This is a genomic window from Lactiplantibacillus sp. YT640 (assembly GCF_049745435.1).
Lineage (GTDB): Bacteria > Bacillota > Bacilli > Lactobacillales > Lactobacillaceae > Lactiplantibacillus > Lactiplantibacillus plantarum.
Genome location: NZ_JBMNVY010000025.1, coordinates 22858 through 44353, shown reverse-complemented (window position 1 = coordinate 44353; position 21496 = coordinate 22858). Strand labels below are relative to the sequence as shown.

The window sequence follows — 21496 nt, the reverse complement described above, 5'->3', positions numbered from 1 at the left end:
CGTTTAGGTGTTGTCATCGGAATGCCTCGATTCGTTTTTCCTCAGATTATACCTGAATTTTTAGTTTTCAGACAGTCCCTAGTATCAAAATGGAAAATAGCTTTTTTATCCTTAATCGTTTGCCAAACTCTGACCCCATAATTACGGCCAGCAACAGCCCACAACTCACATACCCAGTGAGCTGATTACTATCCAGCTTAAATCCAACCTGAACCCCCGTCGAAAAGTAAAGTGCCGCAATGTATATCAGCAAGTAAATCCCTGTAATAACTTGAATTCGTCTGTAGCTATTCATATGTCTCCCCAATTTAGCAGTTCTTAGAATAAAACTATACTAAAAGGAAACCAATAAGCCAATGCTTTTTTCAGCTATGTAGCACCTGTAATTAAGCATCGTTAAAATAAAAAATCTTCAACAATAAATATTTCAATCCCGGTTGTTCAACTTTAGAACCGTGCGCAAGGCCGATTAAGAAGCTACAGTCAGGTACGCTCAATGGCACTATCTTACGCATCCACGTCTGTTCCCAAAACAGATAACCACTGTCACAACTGTAGCCAACAAATCCTTGATTATTAAATTAGTAATGCTCATTTTATACATTTAAGTTGACTCGCTTCTAACCAAGGATAGGTCATCAAGGTGATAGCGCTACTCTTCGAAATTTTTTGTTAACAATTCAACGTTTCTTACCCATCAAAAAAGGCCAAACGCATTGCGCCTGACCACTAAAATTAACTCGTAGTGAAGGTGATAAATACCTCGTTCTAAACTGGCGCAATCAAATAATACCCGCCACTAAGTCCAATGAACAAGTAGATCAAATGCCGGACTGTCGTCATGGGTAGCCGCGGCAGAATTCGTGCCGCCAGCGCCGTCCCAATGACCGCACCTACCATACCAATCATAATATGGGGGAGCAAGACTGGCGTCAGAATACCGTTCAGTACGCGGACTGTCGAAATATAGACCACATCGATCAAAAAGAAAGTCTGCAAATTTCCCAAGTAATCCGCAGTCGTATCGGCAAGTGATAGAAAATAAAGGGCCATCAGCGGGCCGCCAATACCGAATAACCCATTGAAGAACCCCGAAATAATCATGAAGAGACCGGCTAACCACCACGGATAAGTCTGATTTGCCGCACGTTTGCTCAGACTAAAGTACCCGGCTAACGAAACTAACAGCGCACCTAATAACCGTCGTAATAATTGCACATCTAAAACTTGACCAAGATGTACCGAATAGGCCGCCACACTGGCATAAACGATAAACGGCACAATAATCTGACGAAAGTGGATATGCTGATGATAACGCCAAACTAATGTTATGACACTGGCTGCCATAATAACGCCCGCCACGGCCGCACTTTGAGCAATCGGAAACAACTGTGGTAAAAAGATCATCATGACGATGGCCGCACCAAAGCCCGTTAACCCTTTGACCAGACCAGCCAATAATCCGGGTAAGAAAACCAATAACCATACCATCAACGTATCCTCTTTTCATCATAATAAAAAAGAACCGGGTCACCCAGTTCCAACAAAATCTAAATATGAATTAGTAACACAAAAATCATCACTGAGACTAGACCAATCACCACTGATAAAGTCATTGAACGCGTGCGATAAGCCACAAATCCAACGAGAATAGCAGAAATAATCATCCCCAGATTGCCAGAAGTGATCACTGCGTACTTACTATCGATAAAGACACTTTTAACAACTAACGCCGTGAATAGTGAGACGGGTACGAACCGCATCCATTCATTAAACCATTCTGGGATCTTCCGCTTCGTAAAGAACAGTAGCGGGAAAAAGCGTGGTATGAAAGCCACACACGCACAAAAAATGACCAACCAAAAATGGTCCATACTACTCATTGAGCTGACTGATTGCATAAGAAAAACCCCTCTGTGCCCTACTTGTCAGATTCTTCCATGGCTGTTTGGCCAGTAGGATCGTGAACCTTATAGAGTAAATGACTTTCTGGCTTATGTGCCAACAAGTAACGTTCAATAAAGTAACCGGTCAACGACGCGAGTAATGTTGACACCACTAGGCCCAGCGTACTCTTCATTAAGACCAGAAAACCTATCGTTAGAACGCCAGACAAAACTGCCACTAAGATAATCAAGCGGCTCTTAGCTTGCATAATTGCCATATAAATGAATAGTGCCGTCAGCGCAAAATCCACCACTTGGAGATTAATCGTCAATGCACTGCCAATCAAACTACCGATAATATTACTTACCGTCCAAAATAATAACGAATAGTGTTCGACCATTAAGGCCTGCGATGGCTTCCAATGCTTGTCCGTCGCAAACTTTAAATAGTTGACCGCGTAATTTTCATCATTCATCGAAAACGCAAACGTTAAAATGAACGGTAATGATTGCCCCTTCAGATAGCGCGATAAGCTGGAACCTAATAAGGCGTACCGTAACTCCAAGAAAAACATCATCAAAATAATGGTTGTCATCGGTGCATTAATCGTCAACATCGATGCAATTAAAAATTGGGCACCACCGGAAAAGACCATTACCGAAATTAACGCTGTCAGTAGATGGTTGAACCCGGCCGCATGCAATAAAACCCCACAAGCTAACCCGATGGGAATATAGCTAAGCCCAAGCGGCATTACTGTTCGTAATACCACTAACCAATTTGGCTCGTTCTTTTTCACCAAGAATGCCTCCAGTACCATACCAGTAAAGAATTCTAGCAACAATAGCGAGTGTCAAATTACTTAGACACTCGGACTTAATTTTAACATGTTTTTTATTGCAATCCTACACCTTGTTAAGTTTTTAAGTGTATGTAAGCGGTATCAATGCCATTTTTTACTTGAAATGTTGTCCCAGAATCACTAAGTCATTCGGTCGGCCACCTAATTCAGCGACTTCTGGCAGAAACCCCCACTGTTCGTACCCAAACTTTTTGAACAGCTTAATGCTTGGAATATTACTTGAAAAAATATAAGCGATAATCGTTGTTAATCCCAACACAGGTAATTGTTTAGGAACTAATGTCAAAACCTGGCTACCGATTCCCTGTCCTTGAACACTGCGATCCAAATAAACTGAAATTTCAGTCGTCTTTGCATACGCTGCCCGTCCATAAAATGGTGACAGACTAACCCAACCGACTACTGAGTCGTCCTTTAAAACAACCCACAGCGGATAGTGTTCAGGGGTATGACTCAAAAACCAATTTCGACGTTGCTCAACCGTAACTGGTTTAAGATCAGCCGTCACTTGATGACTGGGAATCGTTTGATTGTAAATATCTACAATAATGGGTAAATCTGACATGGTTGCAGTTCGTAATGATACGCTCATAGGTGACTTTCACTCCATTCGGTTTAACTACTGTTATCAGTCTTCATTATACAGTTAATCGTGGATCATGCTAACAAATTCTACATAAATGGAACCGCAATTTATCCGCAAAGCTAGCATTCAAATATTAGCAAAAAAAGAAAGAACACTCAAACTGGAACGCTTGTAGCGAATAGTCGAAGTAGTGGCTAAGATAGGCACACAGCTTAATTTAGGAAATAATTTTTAACAAAGCACCTCATAATTATCCCGATTTAAACGTTGCTTTTTTAGCATCGCCAAATGAAGACTATTAGTACTCTTTTATCATAACATCCGCAGCCGTTCAACTTGGTCATCCTTGACAGTGCCTTTTTGAAATTACTCTGGATGCTAATTATTTTTAATTAGCTAAATCAGTGGCACAGCCCTGGTCATTAGTTGCCTGTCATGAATCACTATTGCCAACAAAAAAATCCTCCTTGAGCAGGCAAGTCTCAATTACTAGCTTGCCTACTCAAAGAGGAATATATCTTTTAAGAAATATCTCGTAGCGTTTACTAAGCTAATGCACCCACAGAATCCAATACACTAACTGCTATAATTTAGTTGAACCAGCTCTTAACCCCGCGCCACATCCGTACAAAGATATTTGCTTTGTCGATGGACTTCTTAGGCGTTACATTGATGGTCATATTCTTACTAGTCGTTCCGTCAACTACCTTGATAGCTTTCTTGCTTAGGTTCAAGTTAACAGTACCGACAGTCTTGCCATTCTTAACGGGTGCTTGTAATTTACCATCGGTTGTCGCCGACTTCTTCAAGCTAACCTTACCAGTAACGGCACTAGCATCCGTCCCGGTTGGCAAGTAAATCTTGGTTGCACCACTATTTGAAACGAGTTGCGACGTTAAGGACTTCCCATCTTGGACATCAACGGCTTTCACACCATTGATCTTGCCATTCTTGTTAATCGTCGTAGTCGTGTAGTTGTGGTAAACATATGACATGATTTCAGCCGTTTGAGTGAAACGTTCCGTCCCACTATCGTTAGCGGCACCGGCATGCATGACGACCGTAATGATCCGGTTACCATTGCTAAACTTAACGGTCCCAGTGAAGGCATTCCCAGCCTTAGTGGAAGTCCCAGTCTTCAAACCATCCACAGGAAGTGCGGAGTAATGTTTAACTAATCCTTTGAGCATGTAGTTTCGGTTATCCATCTTGGTTGCTGAACTAGTACCCTTTTCAAACCAAGCATGGGCAATACTAGAAGTCTTTAAAACTTCTGGGTAATCTGATAATAGCTTTTGCGCAACGGTAGCAACATCTTGTGCTGACATTTCGTTTTCAGCACTGGCGGCAACGGTACTGTACCCAATTGTGCTGCCAACCTCTTTATTGGTTAATCCACTGGCATTAATAATGGTAGCGTCCGTGATCCCCCATGCTTTAGCCGTCTTCCGCATCAAGCTAACAAACTTATGGGGCGTCCCGGCTACCGCGTCACCCAAGGCTGTGATAGCGGCGTTAGCGGAATAGATTTCAGTCGCGTTATATAATTGCCGCACTGAATACGTCTTCGTTGATAATAACGGTACGTTCGCATATTCCGTGTTTTGGCTCATCTTAGCGACTGCCTTGCTAACACTGATTTTTTGATTCCAAGACAACTTACCTTCATGGATCGCCTTAAGCACTAAATATGTACTTAACATCTTCGTCATTGATGCGATCGCCATTGGCTTACTACTGTTCTTATCATACAGGATCTGACCGGTCGACGCGTCAACCGCAATGGCGGCTTTCGCAGAGATCGATGGTGTACTGGCTGCTTGGGCCTGGAGGTCAGCCCCCGCAATGCCTAAACCAGCTGTACTAAACGTGACTGCCGCAACGAGGGCAATCATAACTTTCTTTAACTTTCCCGCAAATCTCATTTCTCAATTATCCCTTTCTTAATTGCTAATGCTAGTTTTAGTTTAAATAATTATGTCTGTGGAAACAAGTTAATTTATCATATCCGATTGTTTTTTTGTTAATGGGTGGTCATGTTTAACTGGCAAATGAATAACAAAGCTTGTCTGCTCATCATCACTTTGCGCATAAATATAGCCGCCGTGGTGATCCACGATACTTTGGGCAATCGCTAAGCCCAGTCCAGAACCCCCGGTCGCCTTAGAACGCGATTCTTCAACCCGATAAAACCGTTCAAATAAGCGTCCCAACGACTCAGCTGGAATACGCTGACCATCATTCGTGACGTGAATCACGACTTCTTCACCACGTTGTTCAGCTTGTAATACTACGTTTTTAGCACCAGTTCCATATTTAAACGCATTAGTGATCAAATTGCTGAAGACCCGCCCCAGCTTTTCAGCATCGGCTTCAATGTAAATAGGCTGCGTGCCACTTTCTACTTCAATCTTCAGATGCTTCTTGTTCGCTTCCAGCTCAAAGCTTGCCGCTAACTGTTCTAACATGGCCGTCAAGTTTAACCGATTAATGGCCAACGGTGTCTCTGTCTGCCGTGATTTCGTATATTCAAACAGATCTTCAACCAGTGACTTCATTTGTGTTGCCTTCAAATAGGCAATATGCGCATATTTAATTAAATCCTCTTCTGATTGGTACTGTTTGTTCTCAATTAAGCCTAAATAGCCGATAATTGACGTCAACGGCGTTCGAATATCATGACTGACATTCGTAATTAACGCATCCTTAGACCGCTCAATTTCCCGTTCCTCGTCCATCGAGTGGATTGCCGAGTCTACTAAGGCATTAACACTTTCAACGACTCGTTGTGTATCACCAGTCAGATTAAAGTCAATCCGATGGTCAAAGTGGCCGGCCGCAATATAATGCAACTCACTAATAATATGTCGTAACTGCATCTGTTTGTATCGTCGAATTAATCGCCAATATAATACGAAACCGTCCGCAATCAGCATCAGTCCAATAAAGATGTTTTCATAACTCCATAGCTGGTAGTTATTGGGACCAATGGTAATCGATCGTTTAATTTGGAAAATACCGCTCTGTAACCCCGGATTATGCGCAATCGTACTGTTGATCAGTACTACGATCGACAAGTTTAAAAGGAGTAGCAAAATCACCGTCACTACCCCTTCAAAAAATAATTCACTTTTTTCGCGTCCCGTTAATTTCAAAAGCTAACCCTCACTCTTAACGCGATTCGATCTTATAGCCAACGCCCCAAACGGTCTGAATGACTTTTTCTCCATCCGTGGCTTCTTCGATCTTATCCCGCAAATGACTCACGTGCACCATCACGGTCTTAGCTGAGACAATACTTTCTTGCTGCCAAACACGTTCAAAAATATCATCAGCTGAAAAGACTCGGTTAGGATGACTTGCGAGCAAATACAAAATACCAAATTCTAACGCGGTTAATTGAATATCCTTACCCGTCAACGTTTTAACTTCGTGCGAATCTTTATTGATCGTTAACGGTCCAATGTCCAAAATATCAGGCTCGGTAGTCGTCACGTTATTTTCAGAACGTCGTAATAGTGACTTGACCCGTGCCATAATTTCAAGCGGATTGAATGGCTTGGTGACGTAATCGTCAGCTCCCGTAATCAAGCCCTGAATCTTGTCCATATCGCCAGTCTTGGCCGACAAGACTAGGATTGGAAGTTGGGAATCTTTCCGTACTTCTTTGATGACCTCAATCCCATCCATTTCAGGCATCATGATATCCAAAATCATTAACGCAATATCAGGATTCGTATTTAATTTAGTCAAAGCTTCACGGCCATTATAGGCGCTAATTGGTTCATAGCCTTCGTTTTTAATATAAATTTCTAATAGTTGTGCAATTTCTTTGTCGTCATCGACTACTAAAATTTTCATCTTATTTTTCTCCTTAAATAATTCTGTTTTTATTTTACCAAAAAAGCGTCCGGGCTTGGCAGTTAACGATTGATTTTAGAGAAAACGCAACTATTCCGCGTCATTTGCCGTACGGTGAACTAATAACCAGGTATAGTATCCACCTACTAAGATCAATAATCCCGCCGCAACCCATATCGTCCGTAATGTCCACCACCGCTGCAATATCGCCGAAACAATCGCGCCCGTAGCAAAGCTCAACACTAATTCCCAATACACTAAACCAGTGTCAAGCTCCATGCGCACGCCTGTCAACCAATAATTCGTCAGCGCGATCGTTGCCTTCTTGAGATTACCGGTAGAGAACACGTTATTATAGCCGTGGCCGGCGATTGCGCTGAAGGCTGTCGTCTGCATCGCCATCACGAATGCGAGTGGTGGGACCACCATCGCATTACTAACAGTCGCTGGTAGCATGCCGACCATTAAACAAACAACCAGCTCTGCCACCAAAACGGGCAAGCGCCAGTAGTGTGACCGCGCGCCCAACCATTGTTTCAGTATACCCACGACAATCACACCTAGTGTAAAAAAGAGGACTGTTGCTAATTTAGTCAACACACCCGGTAAATTCCACTGTGCCACATCAACACTGAGAAAAATCAAATTACCCGTTTGACCAGCTGCTAAGACACCACCCCGTTGGATGAATGTGTATGCGTCAATAAAGCCACCGATACAGGTTAAGCCCAAGCCAATTTCTCGTAACTGGAATAAATGGCGTGACTGAAACCGTTGCATCTACTCACCTACTTAATATGTTGAATTTGGCACCTCACTAAACTGGTACAATACGTTTTAATAAGTCCATCATAGCGCAATTAATCATCAGTACCTAACGAAAACGCGCCTTTTAACCCATGACAGGTTAAGAGACGCGTTCATAATCATCACATCATTGCTGATGATTCTATTGTTAGCTATTTTGGGTGGTTAAATAATCATTAAACGCTGGTGCGAAATGGGCATCAACTACCTTAACGTGGGCCGCTTTGAAAACTGACCGAATCGTCGCAACTTGCGTCTGCTTGTCCATCATCCGCTGTTGCTGGATTTTTTCACGCAAATAATTTGTCACATCAATCTGCTTACCGCTATCATCAGTTACAGCCGCAGTCTTAGATCGACGACTGACAACGTTGATAATTTCATAAGTTGGTTTGTCTTTCGTGTCGGCAGTTGCCATAACTGTTTTGACCGGTTTCGTGACATAGTGTCCCACTCGTAGTTTAGCTGTGGCCTGTACAATTGCTGGTGCTAGAGTTTGATTATAACTGTCAAACTGCGCTAATTTTCCAGCAGTTGTGTGCGCTTGTCGATTATTCTGATATTTTCGCACTTGCGAATCAAAGCTAGCACCCGCATTCAGTTCAGCAATAATTTTTTGCGCTTGCTTCTCATTGGCCGTCGCAATGTGTTGAACCGTTGTCATTGGCATATAAGCTGCTCGGGCTTTTTTTAGTTGCGCTTTAGTCACTGGATACTTAGCACTAACGGCTTTCTCCATCAATAAATTCGCTTTGATTTGCGATTTTAAACGCGGTTCAGTGACATGATTACGTTCTAAAATCATGTGATAATTTGCGCCCGCCTGCCGTTTGAATGCTTTTAATTTAGCAGTTACTTCAGCTTGTGAAACATGATATCGTTGATTAAGGACTTTGTTTAGAGTCAATTCTTGAACAGCCTGTTGCGTCGTCGCTTGGTTTTCAATTTGTTTAAATACTTCCGCTTGTGTGACCTGGCCAGCATCTGACTTGACCAATGTCGTAGCCTTCGCTTGACACCCTGTTAACATGACTGCGACGACTAGACTCGCACCTACCCCTATTAACCGATACTTCATTTATATTAGCCCCTTTCTTTGCATCACTAATGCCACGATATCATTAAAAATCTAATGAACTTAATAAGTAACACAATCGTGTACAGAGCTAGTATCAACGTCCCAACAAGAAAGAAACACTACGGTCAATCTACACGAACGTTACATCTGCCTATATCTTCCGCTGGTACTCACCAGACAAAAAAACGTAGAACAAAGTTGATGTTCTACGCTTACTTGATGCTTATTCAACTAAACCAATCAGACTGACTCATACGATATCGTCATTTTAACCGTTGACTGAATAGTTCGGTGCATTCTTTGTAATTTGAATTTCATGTGGATGTGATTCGCGGAGCCCAGCGCCAGAGATTTCAACAAACTGGGCGTTTTCGATCAAGGCATCAATGTCTTTAGCGCCAACGTAGCCCATGCCAGAACGTAAACCACCTAACATTTGGAAGATAATATCATCAACGCTGCCTTTGAATGGCACACGTCCTTCAACACCTTCTGGAACTAACTTGTTCGCTTCGTTCACGCCGCCTTGGAAGTACCGGTCAGACGAACCATGAGCTTGTGACATCGCCCCAACGGAACCCATGCCCCGATAGAACTTGTATTGACGGCCATCGTCAAAGACAACCTCACCCGGTGCTTCGGCTGTTCCGGCTAACATACTCCCAAGCATCACGGCGTTGCCACCAGCAGCGAGGGCCTTAACGATATCACCGGAATACTTGATCCCACCATCAGCAATGATAGCTTTGCCGTATTCGCGAGCAACGCTGGCAGAATCATAAACCGCTGTTAATTGTGGCACCCCGACACCAGCGACAATCCGGGTCGTACAGATTGAACCAGGGCCAATCCCCACTTTAACAACATCAACACCAGCTTCAAATAAAGCACGCGTGCCTTCTGCCGTCGCAACGTTACCAGCAATCAATGTCTGCTTAGGGAAGTGGGCCCGAATTTCCTTGATCTTCCGAAGCACACCAGCGGAATGACCATGAGCCGTATCAATAACGATGGCGTCCGCACCAGCGGCAAATAGGGCTTCAGCCCGGTCAAAGGTATCACTAGTGACCCCAACAGCCGCAACGGCCAACAAGTGATTGTTGGCATCAACGGCAGCGTGTGGGTGATCATCATCCTTAACGACCGCTTTGATCTTCTTAACTTCTTCAGCCTGCGCTTCAATGCTTAAGTTCTTATGGATAACAGCTAAGCCACCTTGGTTGGCCATCGCGATTCCCATTGCGGATTCTGAAACAGTATCCATTCCCGCACTAATAATTGGAATATTCAGCTGTAAATTATCGGCAAGTTTAACACCTAAATTGACTTCATTCGGTAAAACATGACTTTCGGCCGGAATTAATAGTACATCATCGAACGTATAACCCTTTTTTCCAAACTTTGTATCCCAATTAGACATTGAACGTTAGCTCCTTATGTTTTTATTTTTATCTGTAAAGGTAACAAAACATCGCGATAAATGCAAGGGGTTGCGCAGATTTTCAGAAAGTTCTTATTTTAAGCCTGTAACGCCCAACCGAATGTTCCAGGTTGGGCCGAGCGTACTTCACACACAACTTTCATTCAGTCATTACATCCGTATCACCAGTTTAAAAGCTAACTAGGTGAATAACAAGCAATGACCACTTGCAATCGACAAAAAGACAAGCCAATGCACGCCATCAGCTTGTCTTTCAGTCCGAGCCTAAAACATGCTCGTCGTAATATTAAAGCGCCGCTTCAACCACATCCGGGCGAAGAAGACGACGACGGCAATGATCAAGTACGCGATTCCTGGTAAGACCGGGTTCAATGGTCCTTGAATCATTGACATGGTTGTAAAGACTAACATCCAAACGATGATAGCCAGTACTGACCACGCGATTTTCTTCCATAACGAAACTTTCTTGCCATCTTTAGCAGGCATTAAGTATTCGAATAACTTAGCAACGCCCAAACCACCAATGGCGGACGTAATCAGAATAGCGGTGATCCCGTTGGCACCAGCTGAATTCTTAGTAGCGTTCGTGCCGATGAAGCCCATGATCCCGTACATTAAGCAGAAAATCATGAATAGCATCAAGCCATTATCCAGCGCCGTGACCCAATAGTTTGCCTTTTGACGTTCTACCGGTGTCTTTTTTGGATTCACAATCTCTTCGGTCCGTTCTTGAACGGTCCCGTATAATTGACGAGCCGTGGTTCCCCGACCTTGTTCCGCTAACAATGTAGACGTCATTTCATTCAGAACTGCCGTCTTTTTCTCACCACTCAACGCTGTGGCATCAAGTGACTTGCGCATCTGACGCATATATTCAGCATTGCGCTTCGTCAACTCAGTCGCTTCGTGAACTGGCCGTTCTGCGGCTTGAGCCTGTTTGGCCCCGGCCGCGGCGTTCCTAGGTGTCTTTGAAGTTTCGCTCTCACTCACTATACAATTGCTCCTTTCAGCTTAAACGTTGAAGCGGAATTCGACGATGTCGCCATCTTGCATGACATAGTCCTTACCTTCCAAACGCAGCTTACCATTTTCCTTGACCTTTGCTTCTGAACCGGCTTCATCCAAAGCATCGTAAGACATCACTTCAGCCCGAATAAATCCACGTTCAAAATCAGAGTGAATAATTCCCGCTGCTTGAGGGGCCTTAGTACCGCGTTTAAACGTCCAAGCCCGGGTTTCCTTACCACCAGCCGTGAAGAAGGTTTCCAGTCCTAATAGCTTGTAAGAAGCCCGAATCAGCTTATTCAAGCCAGGCTCTTCAACGCCTTCAGCTGCTAAAAAGTCGGCCTTGTCGTCATCATCTAGTTCGGCAATTTCTTCTTCAGTTTCAGCAGCAACACCAATGGCTTGGGCTCCTTCTTGCTTAGCATAGTCCGCAACCACTTGGAAATACTTAGAGTTTTCTGGATCGGCCATGTCATCTTCGGCAATATTGGCTACATACAGCACTGGCTTAGACGTTAATAAGAATAAGCCCTTGACGATTTGTTGGTCATCTTCGTTGAATTCTAGTGAACGCACGGGTTTGCCGGCTTCCAAGGCAGGTTTGATCTTTTGCAAAACAGCGAGCTCAGCCTTAGCTTCTTTATCGCTCCCCTTAGCAGCCCGTTGCACTTTAGCCAAACGCTTATCAACAGCTTCTAAGTCCGCTAAACTCAATTCTAGATTAATTGTTTCAATATCATCTTGCGGATCGACTTTACCCGTCACATGGGTGATATTGTCATCATCAAAGGCCCGGACCACGTGCACAATTGCGTCAACTTGGCGGATGTTTTCAAGGAACTTGTTCCCAAGTCCTTCACCCTTACTAGCACCCTTGACGATCCCGGCGATATCCGTAAATTCAAAAGTCGTGGGAACGACCTTCTTTGCGGGGATGATTTCTTGAATTCGGTCTAGTCGTTTGTCGGGAACTTCAACCATCCCAACGTTGGGGTCAATCGTCGCAAATGGATAGTTGGCCATTTCGGCGCCCGCCTTCGTAATTGCGTTAAACAATGTGGATTTACCAACGTTTGGTAACCCAACGATACCTGCTGTAAGTGCCATATCGGTTATTCACTCTTCCTTTTTTAATAATTAAGCTTGATCGGCTTTGCTTTCTAATACCTTTTTGAGTTTTTTATTGAACTCACGACGTGGCATCATGACCACGTGACCACATCCCGTACATTTAATCTTAATGTCAGCGCCCATCCGGGTAATTTCCCAGCGATTGACACCACACGGATGCGCCTTTTTCATCTCGACAATATCACCTAAATCATACATGCGCAACGCCCCTTTATAAATTAATTAATTTAAATCAATACTGAGAATTTCTAAAATCCGTGTCAAATCTTCATTTGACAAGTACGGAATTTCAATTTTCCCTTGATCAGCTTTGTTCGCCTTAGTTTGAATCGAAACGGCCGTCCCAAACTTCTCTTGTAATTGTTCTTCACTCGCACGGATGTACGGTGACTTCTTGGGTGCAACTTTTTTGGCCGGCTCCTTGGACTCGCCGTTATAACGCGCCACGATTTGTTCCAACTGACGGACCGTCATGTTATCCTTCACGACGCGCTTCGCTAATGGCGCTAACTTGGTTTTATTCTTCAAAGACAAAAGCGTTCGAGCTTGGCCCATGGACAGTTGGCCCTTTTGGATATACTGTTTGACCCCATCTGGCAAGCCCAATAACCGCAAATAATTAGCAATATATGGCCGACTCTTGCCTAGGCGCTTTGAGACTTCCGCCTGCGTCAACTTCAGCTTCTTCATCAACGAATCGTAGGCCGCAGCTTCTTCAAGCGGAGTTAAATCTTCCCGTTGTAGATTTTCAAGCACCGCTACTTCCATCATTTGTTCTTCGGTAACATCACGGACAATGGCTGGAATAGTCGTTTGATGAGCGAGCTTCGACGCCCGAAAACGCCGTTCACCAGCAATGATTTCATATTTATTCAGCTCGGCATCCGGTTGTCGTACAATGATTGGCTGGAAAACGCCGGACTTTTCAATCGAGCTGGCGAGCTCCTTAAGTGCCGTCTGATCAAAAGTTCGCCGGGGTTGGTACGGATTGGCATGAATATCCTTAAGATCTAGATCAACCACGGCTTCTTCACTAGCTGGTTCGTTAACATCGGCAAACAGGGCTCCAATACCGCGTCCCAGCGCCTTATTATCTTTATCTTTACTTGCCATGAGCGGCCAACACTTCCTTTGCTAGAGCTAAGTAGACTTGCGCACCTTTCGAACGGGCATCATAATCGACAATCGATAGGCCGTGGCTAGGTGCTTCAGATAACCGCACATTGCGGGGAATAATCGTCTTATAGACGGCGTCCTTAAAGTATTTCCGAACTTCTTCGTTGACCTGGGCTCCGAGATTGGTACGGGCATCGTACATAGTCAATAGCACGCCTTCAATTCGCAACTGTTTATTAAAATGTTTTTGTACGAGCTTGATCGTATTCAATAACTGACTCAGCCCTTCCAAAGCATAGTACTCGCTTTGAACCGGAATCAAAATCGAATCACAAGCCGTAAACGCATTAATGGTCAGCAAGCCTAACGACGGTGGACAATCGATCAAAATATAATCATAATCATCCTTCACGTCATCGATGGCATCACGTAAGCGGGTCTCACGTGCCATCATCGGTGTCAGTTCGATTTCTGCCCCAGAAAGCTGAATTGTAGCCGGAACGATATCTAAACCCTTATGACTCGTTGGGATAATGGTTTCTTTAATGGGAACGTCATTGATTAAAACGTCATAGATTTCACGTTCGATGGTCGACTTTTGAACACCTAAACCACTGGTCGCATTCCCTTGCGCATCCGTGTCAATTAATAAAACTTTTTGGCCTAATTCGACCAGACTAGCCCCGAGATTAATACTCGTGGTTGTCTTGCCAACGCCACCTTTTTGGTTAGCGAGTGCAATTACGGTTCCCATAATTATTGATCACCCCTTGGTTGATTTTTTGGAATTTCAATCGTAATCCGATACCCGTCATCCGTATCCTCTTCATGGGTCTTCACGGGTAAGCCGGCATCAGTTACCATCTTAATTGATTTTTTGATCGTATTCACAGCAATTCGCGTATCGCCGGTCAACCCCCGTGCACGTTTGCGTTTGGGCTTCGGCGGCGTTTGGGTCTTCGCCACTAGCTGTTCTGTTTCTTTGACCGTCAATTGATCATCAAGCACCCGTTTCAAAACCGCAGCCTGTTGCTCCACAGCCAAGTTGAGTAGTGCGCGGCCGTGCCGTTCGCTGATTTGTCGCTGCAACAACGCCGTTTGAACCGGCTGTGCTAACTTCAACAATCTCAACTTATTCGCAACTAACGACTGACTTTTGCCCAATTCTTTCGCTAGCGCCGATTGCGTTAATTGGTTGAGTTCCATCAGTTCTTGGTAGGCCCGAGCCTCTTCAATGGCCGTTAAATCTTGTCGCTGTAAATTCTCGATCAGCGCCATTGACGCGGTTTCACCATCATCCATCTTTTGAATGATGGCCGGCACATCTGCCCAATGAAGTGAAGAAATGGCGCGGAACCGCCGCTCACCAGCGATAATTTCGTATTTCTGCGGTTCGTATTCCCGCAAGACAATTGGCTGCAACAAGCCGTGATCCGCAATCGTAGCAGCCAATTCAGCAATACCAGTTTCATCGAAGACTTGCCGGGGTTGAAACCGGTTGGGGATAATGGCAGTGACCGGAATACGGACAATTTGTTGCTCCGTGGGGGTCGTGGCCGCCTCGGTTTTATGTTTATCACGATTAGAACCAAATAATGAAAATGCCATTGAAATTACCTCCCACCTTACATTGGTGCCGTTAACGGCTGTTTCGCCGGTGTCCCCGGCTTGCGTGGATACCGCTTCGGTGACGGCTTCTTCTTATCAATAACAATGATATGGCGCGGATCAGCAGTCACGGGCAAACTAAAGGCCTCGTCCTGAACAATTTGGCCCCCTAATTGTTGAACGGCGTATGTCCCTTCAGCCGTTTCAGTACGGGCATTGGCTGCTTTCAATGCAATCATCTGGCCGCCAATTTTAACGAGTGGTAGGCAGAGTTCGCTCAATACTGATAGGCGCGCTACTGCCCGAGCCGTCACGATATCGTAGCTTTCCCGGTGAGCAGACTTCTTGCCAGCAAACGTTTCAGCGCGATCATGGAACGTTTTCACACCCGTTAAGCCTAATTGTTGGACTAGATCATTTAAAAAATTGATTCGCTTATTCAATGAATCAACGATCGTCACTTGTAACTGTGGGAACGCAATTTTGAGCGGAATCGACGGGAAACCGGCTCCAGCGCCAACATCACAAATCGTGAGCGGTTGATCACGCAGCGCAGGAACGTAGAATGCTGGCGTGAGTGAATCGTAAAAATGTTTAAGATAAACTTCTGGTTCCGCTGTGATCGTGGTCAGGTTGAACTGCTTATTAGTCGTGACCAATAGTTGAAAATACAGCGCAAATTGTGCCAATTGTTTTGCCGTCAGCGCAATCTCGTGTTGGGCTAACGCTTGTTTAAATTCTTCTGGATTCATTAGTAATAGCTCTCCTTAAAGGGGTCACATTCGTCCTCTTTTTGTGAAACAACTCAATGTTTCACGTCACCTCATAACTTTAACGTAAATAACACTTAAAATCAATGCACAGCCCCGCTGTTAAAATCGCAATAACCCTTGAAAAGTCTGCTTTTACAGCCATCATTGACAGCTATTCTAGTTTGCAATTTTTCTAGTCAAATTCATGAACTGCCTTGAACATCTCACCGTTAAAAACGACACCGGATAAAAGTATGACCCGATGATTCATTAATAAAAAAGAGGCCAGCCGAATAGCTGACACTCTTACGTTTAATTCAAGATTAAATTATATCACCGACTACCAAACGAACAACCCAACGACACCGGCTGATAGTAAGGAGACCAGGATCCCAGATAATAGCATGTAACCAACATTCCGTGAAATCAAATCGTTCTTTTCACGATCAACGATTCCCTTGAAAGCTCCAATAATCATCCCAATCGTTGAGAAGTTCGCGAAGGACGTTAAGAAGACCGTTAAGACTGCCCGGAAATGCGGTGCAAAATCGTTAACTTTGCTGGAAACTTCACCCATGACAACGAATTCGTTAGTCACTAATTTCGTTCCCATATATGAAGCCATTTGGAAAGCATCACTTGGGTTAAAACCAAGTAACCATGCAAATGGGAACATGACAACCCCAAAGATGTTTTCAAGTGATAAATTGCTATTGATTAAACCTAACAACTTATCAATTAATTTGGCTAACGCTACGAAAGCAATAACGTTAGCAGCAATAATCAAAATCAAGCGACCAGCGCCTAAGATTGAATCACCCAAGAAAGAGAAGAATGGTTCGCGAGCTGGTTTAGCTTCCTTAACTTGTTCATTAGCTAATTCTTCAGAACCGCTCGTTTCAGTGGTGGCAGTAGTTTCTTCAACAGCCGCACTACCTGAGATTTTCGCAATGGTATCTTCTTCCGGCTTAACTTCTACCGGATTCAAGATTGCAGCAATAATCGCAGCGTTTAAGACGTTCATTGGCACCGCCGTCAAAATGAATTGACCAGGCATCATCTTAATGTAAGCCCCTAAGATCGATGCCGTCACACAACTCATTGACATCATCGCAATCGTCAAGTTTCGTTGTGCCTTCATCTGCTTCAATTGTAACTGCGAAACAGCAAGAGCTTCCGTGTTGCCCAAGAACATCATTTCAACAACGAAGAATGATTCGAACTTTGGTTGACCAGTAATGTAAGCTAAGCCCCGGCCAACCCATTTGATAATCCATGGTAATACGCCAATATAGGTCAAAATATCGAATAATGGCACAATCAACAAGATTGGTAATAATGAACTAGTGACGAAGTCCATCGACTTAACGTTAACCCAACTAGCTAACGCAAAGGCGATCCCATCGTATGATACATTGACGAGCCAAGTGAAGCCATCTGCCGCTGCTTTAACCGCGTCGACACCGACTTGTGAACCCGTTAAGAACCATGCCAATAAGACTTCTAGTACTAACATGACACCAACTGAACGCCAGTTAATGGCGTGCTTTTGCTTGGAGAATAAGTAGGCAATGGCAATAAAAACCACAATCCCAATAATATTAACTACCAAGTTAAAGACCATGTGAATAATCCCTCTTCCCTATGAATGTAAGAAATATGACAAAATTACTTCTATTAATTTACCATTTAATACGCACTTGCGGTAGCACTTTTTAAAGAAAAGCTTAAGTTCTTAATTAGGCCGTACCAATTTATTGAAAGGCCCCGTCCAGATAGTGCTGGTAACCGTGAGAATTTTAGTTATGTCTGCCCAATTTCATTCTAAATTTTAGTAATTCTGCTAATCAGAGATCGAAAATTTAGGCCCATCTTGATTAACCGTTAACTTATTGTGACTAGAATTAATTTATTAACTTAGTAATTTATCTGAGTATTCTCTAAGTCGTTAAGTTACAAACTAATAGCAATAATAAAACCCACACATTATAATCTGTAAAATTAAAGTATCATGATTCAATTTACCTATATTTCTCACCGCAAGTACCCGTAATTCAAAGTCATTGTATCAATCAAGGGCCAATTTAATAAATCATTATCAGTTAATAAATACCTCAAATCATTAAATAACAGTTGAAAATCACCAGTTACTTGGCAGATAATAGACTTTTGTTGTTACAACCCGGGAATCATTGAGATTGACTATATCTCTATGTTGGTTGCATTCAATTATTTTTAGTTAATCTTTTTAAAACTTTATGCCAATATACAAAGGAGAATTTCATGCGTCATTTGGGGAAAGTACCAGTTTGGATTACTTATACAGTAGCCTTTATTATTTTAACTTGCATCATTTATAGTCCACTATTTCTGGACGGACGGTCTTTGATTTGGACAGTAGATGGGATTTCACAGCATTTGCCAATACTAACAGCATTCCAAAAAATGCTTAAGGGAATTGGCACACAATCATTATTTGGATGGTCCTGGAATCTTGGCCTAGGAGCCGATCAAATGACGACTTTTGCGTATTACGTTGTCGGCGATCCATTCAACTACTTAGTCGCTCTATTTCCAACTACTAAAATTGAATTTGCATATCAGTTTCTGATTTTGATTCGCTTATATGCTACGGGCCTAGCTTTTTTAACATTTGCTAGGATATGGCACTTTAGCCGCTTAAGTCTTTTAATTGGTTCTTTAACATATACCTTCACTGCTTTTGCACTTCACATCGGCATGCATCATCCCTTCTTCTTATTACCCCTCATCTTTTTCCCATTATTATGTTGGGGAATTGAGCGAGTATTCAGAGGAAAATCATGGTGGCCCCTGGCAATAGTAATTGCAATCACGGTTGCCAGTAACGTTTACTTTGCTTACGTATTAGCACTCGGGAGCGTTATTTACACAATCTGGCGTTATTGGCAACAATATCGTCAAACAAAAACGTATGCACGATTTTGGCAATTGATTTACCACTTATTAAGCGCTGTTTTAGTCGGTGTAGCGTGTGCAGCAGTGTTAGTTATTCCGACCGTCCTCGCCATGTTGCACTCGACACGTACAGGTGGCCAATTTGCCAACGGATTATCGCTCTACCCATTAAGTTATTATATTGCGCTACCCAATTTGGTTTTAAATAGTGATGGGATGCCGTTTTGGGTCATTTTAGGTATCAGTAGCCTAACTTGGTTAGCTATTTTACATTCGTTACGTCATTTTAAACAACGATGGGACTTAAATAGTCTACTCATTATTTTATTAGTAGGCCTATTACTTCCAGCTGTTGCAGCCACATTCAACGTTCTATCTTCGCCCTCCAATCGTTGGCTATTATTAAGCACTTTGCTGTTCAGCGTTCTTACAATGCGACTCATCGATGACTGGAAAAAACTTGATAGTTGGGATTACCGACTATTTCTAGGCGCCAGTGTTGGCTTAATTATAATTATTTGGGTCGTAAATGGTTTTACTTTTAACGTTAGTGCGCGCGACCTAATATCATATATATTACTATTCGTCTTAATCACCTGGTTTATCGGGTCAAGTGCGATGCATTTAAGCCGCTTAACACTGATAATTGGCTGTTTCACTCTGCTATGTCTTAATCTAATTAATACTGGCTTTGGTGCAACTATGACCAGTTCCGGAGTTGCCAATCCACAACAACTATATCGTGGAAGTGCCACGAGTTGGATTAATAAATATTTGGATGGTGCTCAAAAAGCTTTACCGCGTAATGATAATTTCTATCGAACTACATTAACCCCTGGATTCTATGCTAGAGGAGCTGCTTCTGGAAAGAAAAACATCTCAATGTTGCTCGGCACCCATGATATTGCATCCTATTTCTCAGTACAGAATAGAAGTATTAGCCAATTTTCACAGTCAATTGGCAATCAAGAGGCCGATCCTAATTCACCACTAAGCACAGCTGATGGTCGGACAACAACACGCAACCTTCTGGGGGTCCGTTATATATTTGAACTAGCAGACCGTTATGACCCTAAAAATATTCCCGTAGGCTATCATGCTTTAAAAAACAACGATGGGCACGTGCGTATATTTAAAGATCAACCAGTGGCCGGTGGATTATCTAACAAAACCGGAACTATCGTTTTTGTTAATGACAACTTTTTACCATTAGTATCCACGCAAAACGCTCAGATTAGCGCAGCCAAATATCAACGATTAAATGCTGTTGATAAAGAGCAAGCAATGATACAAGCGCCGATTACTGATAAGCCAATAACTGGTGTTAAACAAGTGCAACCTCAAAAAATAGCCACCACTGTCCCCTATACCGTTAAAGTTAGGAATATTACCGACAGGCCAGTCAACTCTTCAAGCCGACTAAGCCAGAAATTAGTCACTACTAATAAAAAAATTGTTAATGACAATCAAACCACTAACCAAGATGGTCTACATCAATTAGTTAGTGATTGTCAGGGACATCAATTGACCTATGATTTAATTCTTGATCATCCTGAAAAGTGGCAAAATAAAGAGTTATATTTAGAGGTTAGCGGTATGACAATGGTCAAACCTACGTTGAATCAATTTTTGCAAAATAATGCGGCTAATGCCGTATTTGCTAATCGCCCCAATACAACATTAGCTAAGATTCAACAGTTTCGCCAGGCACTTCATACTGATTGGCAACTCAGCGGTTACTATTTATCCGCATCAACCGCTTATCGAAGTAACAACTTTTCACAACAATCACCAACTAATCTTTCGAATTATTCGATTCGAAAACGTGTTATTTTAAATTTAGGCTATTCAAGTCATTTACGAAGAATCGTGACCGTTCGTTTTAGTCAAGTGCCTGAACTAAAAATCCATCATGTAAAATTAATGGCAGTTGGATTTAAGGGGCGCTACCAGCGTCAAATCAAGGCCATTCAAAAGCACGGCCTTAAACAACAAAAGGTAACTAACAACACCATTACGGGTCGCACTCAAGCACAAACTGCCAGCGTATTAACTACCTCGATTCCATATTCAACTGGTTGGCACTTAACAGTTGATGACAAACCAACTAAGACTCAAGTTGTTAATACAGGTTTCGTTGGTGCAAAAATTCCCGCTGGTCAGCATAAAGTCAAATTACAATATCATACACCCCGGATTACGATTGGGCGCTATAATTTCGTTAATTGGCCTTTTGCTTCTACTGGTTAGTATCCTTTGGCAATCACACGCTTGGTTGCATAATCAATCAAACCAGTAAGAACTCCAGTCTATTTTCTCGTATTAAAATTTACACGTAATTCATGCTTTCTGATCAAAAAAGTTCGATTCGTCATTGAATCGAACTTTTTCTATCAGCTCCCATTTTGAATAATAAACCAATGAT

19 protein-coding genes are annotated in these 21496 nt (G+C 42.9%); 1 reads left to right on the top strand and 18 read right to left on the bottom strand.

The genetic code is table 11. From position 1 onward, the window contains the following. Positions 1 to 768: 768 nt before the first annotated feature. The 18 genes from ACOV1R_RS12760 to ACOV1R_RS12675 form a co-directional block, all read right to left on the bottom strand. Positions 769 to 1491 (bottom strand): sulfite exporter TauE/SafE family protein, encoded by a 723-nt coding sequence (locus ACOV1R_RS12760; protein WP_217203295.1) that lies wholly within the window; start codon positions 1489 to 1491, stop codon positions 769 to 771. Positions 1492 to 1550: 59 nt separating this feature from the next. Continuing rightward, entirely contained in the window at positions 1551 to 1901 is a 351-nt protein-coding gene (locus ACOV1R_RS12755; RefSeq protein WP_003642419.1) for an AzlD domain-containing protein, read from the bottom strand. A 20-nt stretch (positions 1902 to 1921) separates the two neighbouring features. Further along, entirely contained in the window at positions 1922 to 2707 is a 786-nt protein-coding gene (locus ACOV1R_RS12750; RefSeq protein ID WP_027822421.1) for an AzlC family ABC transporter permease, read from the bottom strand. Positions 2708 to 2843: 136 nt separating this feature from the next. Next, positions 2844 to 3341 (bottom strand): GNAT family N-acetyltransferase, encoded by a 498-nt coding sequence (locus ACOV1R_RS12745; protein ID WP_015826012.1) that lies wholly within the window; start codon positions 3339 to 3341, stop codon positions 2844 to 2846. A 584-nt stretch (positions 3342 to 3925) separates the two neighbouring features. Next, entirely contained in the window at positions 3926 to 5260 is a 1335-nt protein-coding gene (locus ACOV1R_RS12740; RefSeq protein WP_021357082.1) for a D-alanyl-D-alanine carboxypeptidase family protein, read from the bottom strand. Between the two features lie 69 nt (positions 5261 to 5329). Continuing rightward, complete coding sequence (locus ACOV1R_RS12735) at positions 5330 to 6490, bottom strand: sensor histidine kinase (RefSeq protein ID WP_003642423.1); 1161 nt, start codon at positions 6488 to 6490, stop codon at positions 5330 to 5332. Between the two features lie 16 nt (positions 6491 to 6506). Further along, a complete protein-coding gene (locus ACOV1R_RS12730) occupies positions 6507 to 7196 on the bottom strand; it encodes a response regulator transcription factor (protein ID WP_003642424.1) in 690 nt (229 codons plus the stop codon). Between the two features lie 90 nt (positions 7197 to 7286). Continuing rightward, a complete protein-coding gene (locus tag ACOV1R_RS12725; RefSeq protein ID WP_021357083.1) occupies positions 7287 to 7976 on the bottom strand; it encodes a YoaK family protein in 690 nt (229 codons plus the stop codon). Positions 7977 to 8151: 175 nt separating this feature from the next. Next, positions 8152 to 9081: a foldase gene (locus ACOV1R_RS12720; protein WP_003645333.1), complete on the bottom strand. Its 930-nt coding sequence runs from the start codon at positions 9079 to 9081 to the stop codon at positions 8152 to 8154. Positions 9082 to 9349: 268 nt separating this feature from the next. Next, positions 9350 to 10501 (bottom strand): IMP dehydrogenase, encoded by a 1152-nt coding sequence (gene guaB, locus ACOV1R_RS12715; protein WP_003642427.1) that lies wholly within the window; start codon positions 10499 to 10501, stop codon positions 9350 to 9352. A 285-nt stretch (positions 10502 to 10786) separates the two neighbouring features. Further along, positions 10787 to 11512, bottom strand: coding sequence for a DUF1129 domain-containing protein (locus tag ACOV1R_RS12710; protein ID WP_003642428.1), 726 nt, complete (start codon positions 11510 to 11512; stop codon positions 10787 to 10789). Positions 11513 to 11533: 21 nt separating this feature from the next. Continuing rightward, complete coding sequence (gene ychF / locus ACOV1R_RS12705) at positions 11534 to 12634, bottom strand: redox-regulated ATPase YchF (protein ID WP_003642429.1); 1101 nt, start codon at positions 12632 to 12634, stop codon at positions 11534 to 11536. 30 nt (positions 12635 to 12664) lie between these two features. Continuing rightward, complete coding sequence (locus tag ACOV1R_RS12700) at positions 12665 to 12856, bottom strand: DUF951 domain-containing protein (RefSeq protein WP_003639829.1); 192 nt, start codon at positions 12854 to 12856, stop codon at positions 12665 to 12667. A 24-nt stretch (positions 12857 to 12880) separates the two neighbouring features. Further along, positions 12881 to 13771 (bottom strand): ParB/RepB/Spo0J family partition protein, encoded by an 891-nt coding sequence (locus ACOV1R_RS12695; RefSeq protein ID WP_003645331.1) that lies wholly within the window; start codon positions 13769 to 13771, stop codon positions 12881 to 12883. Continuing rightward, positions 13761 to 14528, bottom strand: a complete 768-nt coding sequence (locus tag ACOV1R_RS12690; protein ID WP_003642431.1) for a ParA family protein — start codon at positions 14526 to 14528, stop codon at positions 13761 to 13763. Before ACOV1R_RS12690 ends, ACOV1R_RS12695 begins: the two co-directional genes overlap by 11 nt. 2 nt (positions 14529 to 14530) lie before the next feature. After that, the gene (noc, locus tag ACOV1R_RS12685) at positions 14531 to 15382 is read right to left on the bottom strand and encodes a nucleoid occlusion protein (RefSeq protein WP_003645330.1); all 852 of its coding nucleotides are present in this window, start codon (positions 15380 to 15382) and stop codon (positions 14531 to 14533) included. A gap of 17 nt (positions 15383 to 15399) precedes the next feature. Beyond that, positions 15400 to 16134, bottom strand: a complete 735-nt coding sequence (rsmG, locus tag ACOV1R_RS12680) for a 16S rRNA (guanine(527)-N(7))-methyltransferase RsmG (RefSeq protein ID WP_003643445.1) — start codon at positions 16132 to 16134, stop codon at positions 15400 to 15402. Positions 16135 to 16474: 340 nt separating this feature from the next. Next, the gene (locus tag ACOV1R_RS12675; protein WP_003642434.1) at positions 16475 to 17758 is read right to left on the bottom strand and encodes a NupC/NupG family nucleoside CNT transporter; all 1284 of its coding nucleotides are present in this window, start codon (positions 17756 to 17758) and stop codon (positions 16475 to 16477) included. A 659-nt stretch (positions 17759 to 18417) separates the two neighbouring features. Here ACOV1R_RS12675 and ACOV1R_RS12670 point away from each other — a divergent pair. Next, entirely contained in the window at positions 18418 to 21321 is a 2904-nt protein-coding gene (locus ACOV1R_RS12670; RefSeq protein WP_236039348.1) for a YfhO family protein, read from the top strand. Positions 21322 to 21496 lie beyond the last annotated feature (175 nt).

Excerpts from the sequence above, each read along its gene's own strand:
- ACOV1R_RS12760 (WP_217203295.1), bottom strand. The coding sequence starts at position 1,491 with ATGGTATGGTTATTGGTTTTCTTACCCGGATTATTGGCTGGTCTGGTC.
- ACOV1R_RS12740 (WP_021357082.1), bottom strand. The coding sequence starts at position 5,260 with ATGAGATTTGCGGGAAAGTTAAAGAAAGTTATGATTGCCCTCGTTGCG.
- ACOV1R_RS12700 (WP_003639829.1), bottom strand. The coding sequence starts at position 12,856 with ATGTATGATTTAGGTGATATTGTCGAGATGAAAAAGGCGCATCCGTGT.
- guaB (WP_003642427.1), bottom strand. The coding sequence starts at position 10,501 with ATGTCTAATTGGGATACAAAGTTTGGAAAAAAGGGTTATACGTTCGAT.
- rsmG (WP_003643445.1), bottom strand. The coding sequence starts at position 16,134 with ATGAATCCAGAAGAATTTAAACAAGCGTTAGCCCAACACGAGATTGCG.
- ACOV1R_RS12730 (WP_003642424.1), bottom strand. The coding sequence starts at position 7,196 with ATGAAAATTTTAGTAGTCGATGACGACAAAGAAATTGCACAACTATTA.
- ACOV1R_RS12720 (WP_003645333.1), bottom strand. The coding sequence starts at position 9,081 with ATGAAGTATCGGTTAATAGGGGTAGGTGCGAGTCTAGTCGTCGCAGTC.
- ACOV1R_RS12745 (WP_015826012.1), bottom strand. The coding sequence starts at position 3,341 with ATGAGCGTATCATTACGAACTGCAACCATGTCAGATTTACCCATTATT.
- noc (WP_003645330.1), bottom strand. The coding sequence starts at position 15,382 with ATGGCATTTTCATTATTTGGTTCTAATCGTGATAAACATAAAACCGAG.
- ACOV1R_RS12675 (WP_003642434.1), bottom strand. The coding sequence starts at position 17,758 with ATGGTCTTTAACTTGGTAGTTAATATTATTGGGATTGTGGTTTTTATT.
- ychF (WP_003642429.1), bottom strand. The coding sequence starts at position 12,634 with ATGGCACTTACAGCAGGTATCGTTGGGTTACCAAACGTTGGTAAATCC.
- ACOV1R_RS12690 (WP_003642431.1), bottom strand. The coding sequence starts at position 14,528 with ATGGGAACCGTAATTGCACTCGCTAACCAAAAAGGTGGCGTTGGCAAG.
- ACOV1R_RS12755 (WP_003642419.1), bottom strand. The coding sequence starts at position 1,901 with ATGCAATCAGTCAGCTCAATGAGTAGTATGGACCATTTTTGGTTGGTC.
- ACOV1R_RS12725 (WP_021357083.1), bottom strand. The coding sequence starts at position 7,976 with ATGCAACGGTTTCAGTCACGCCATTTATTCCAGTTACGAGAAATTGGC.
- ACOV1R_RS12750 (WP_027822421.1), bottom strand. The coding sequence starts at position 2,707 with ATGGTACTGGAGGCATTCTTGGTGAAAAAGAACGAGCCAAATTGGTTA.
- ACOV1R_RS12695 (WP_003645331.1), bottom strand. The coding sequence starts at position 13,771 with ATGGCAAGTAAAGATAAAGATAATAAGGCGCTGGGACGCGGTATTGGA.
- ACOV1R_RS12670 (WP_236039348.1), top strand. The coding sequence starts at position 18,418 with ATGCGTCATTTGGGGAAAGTACCAGTTTGGATTACTTATACAGTAGCC.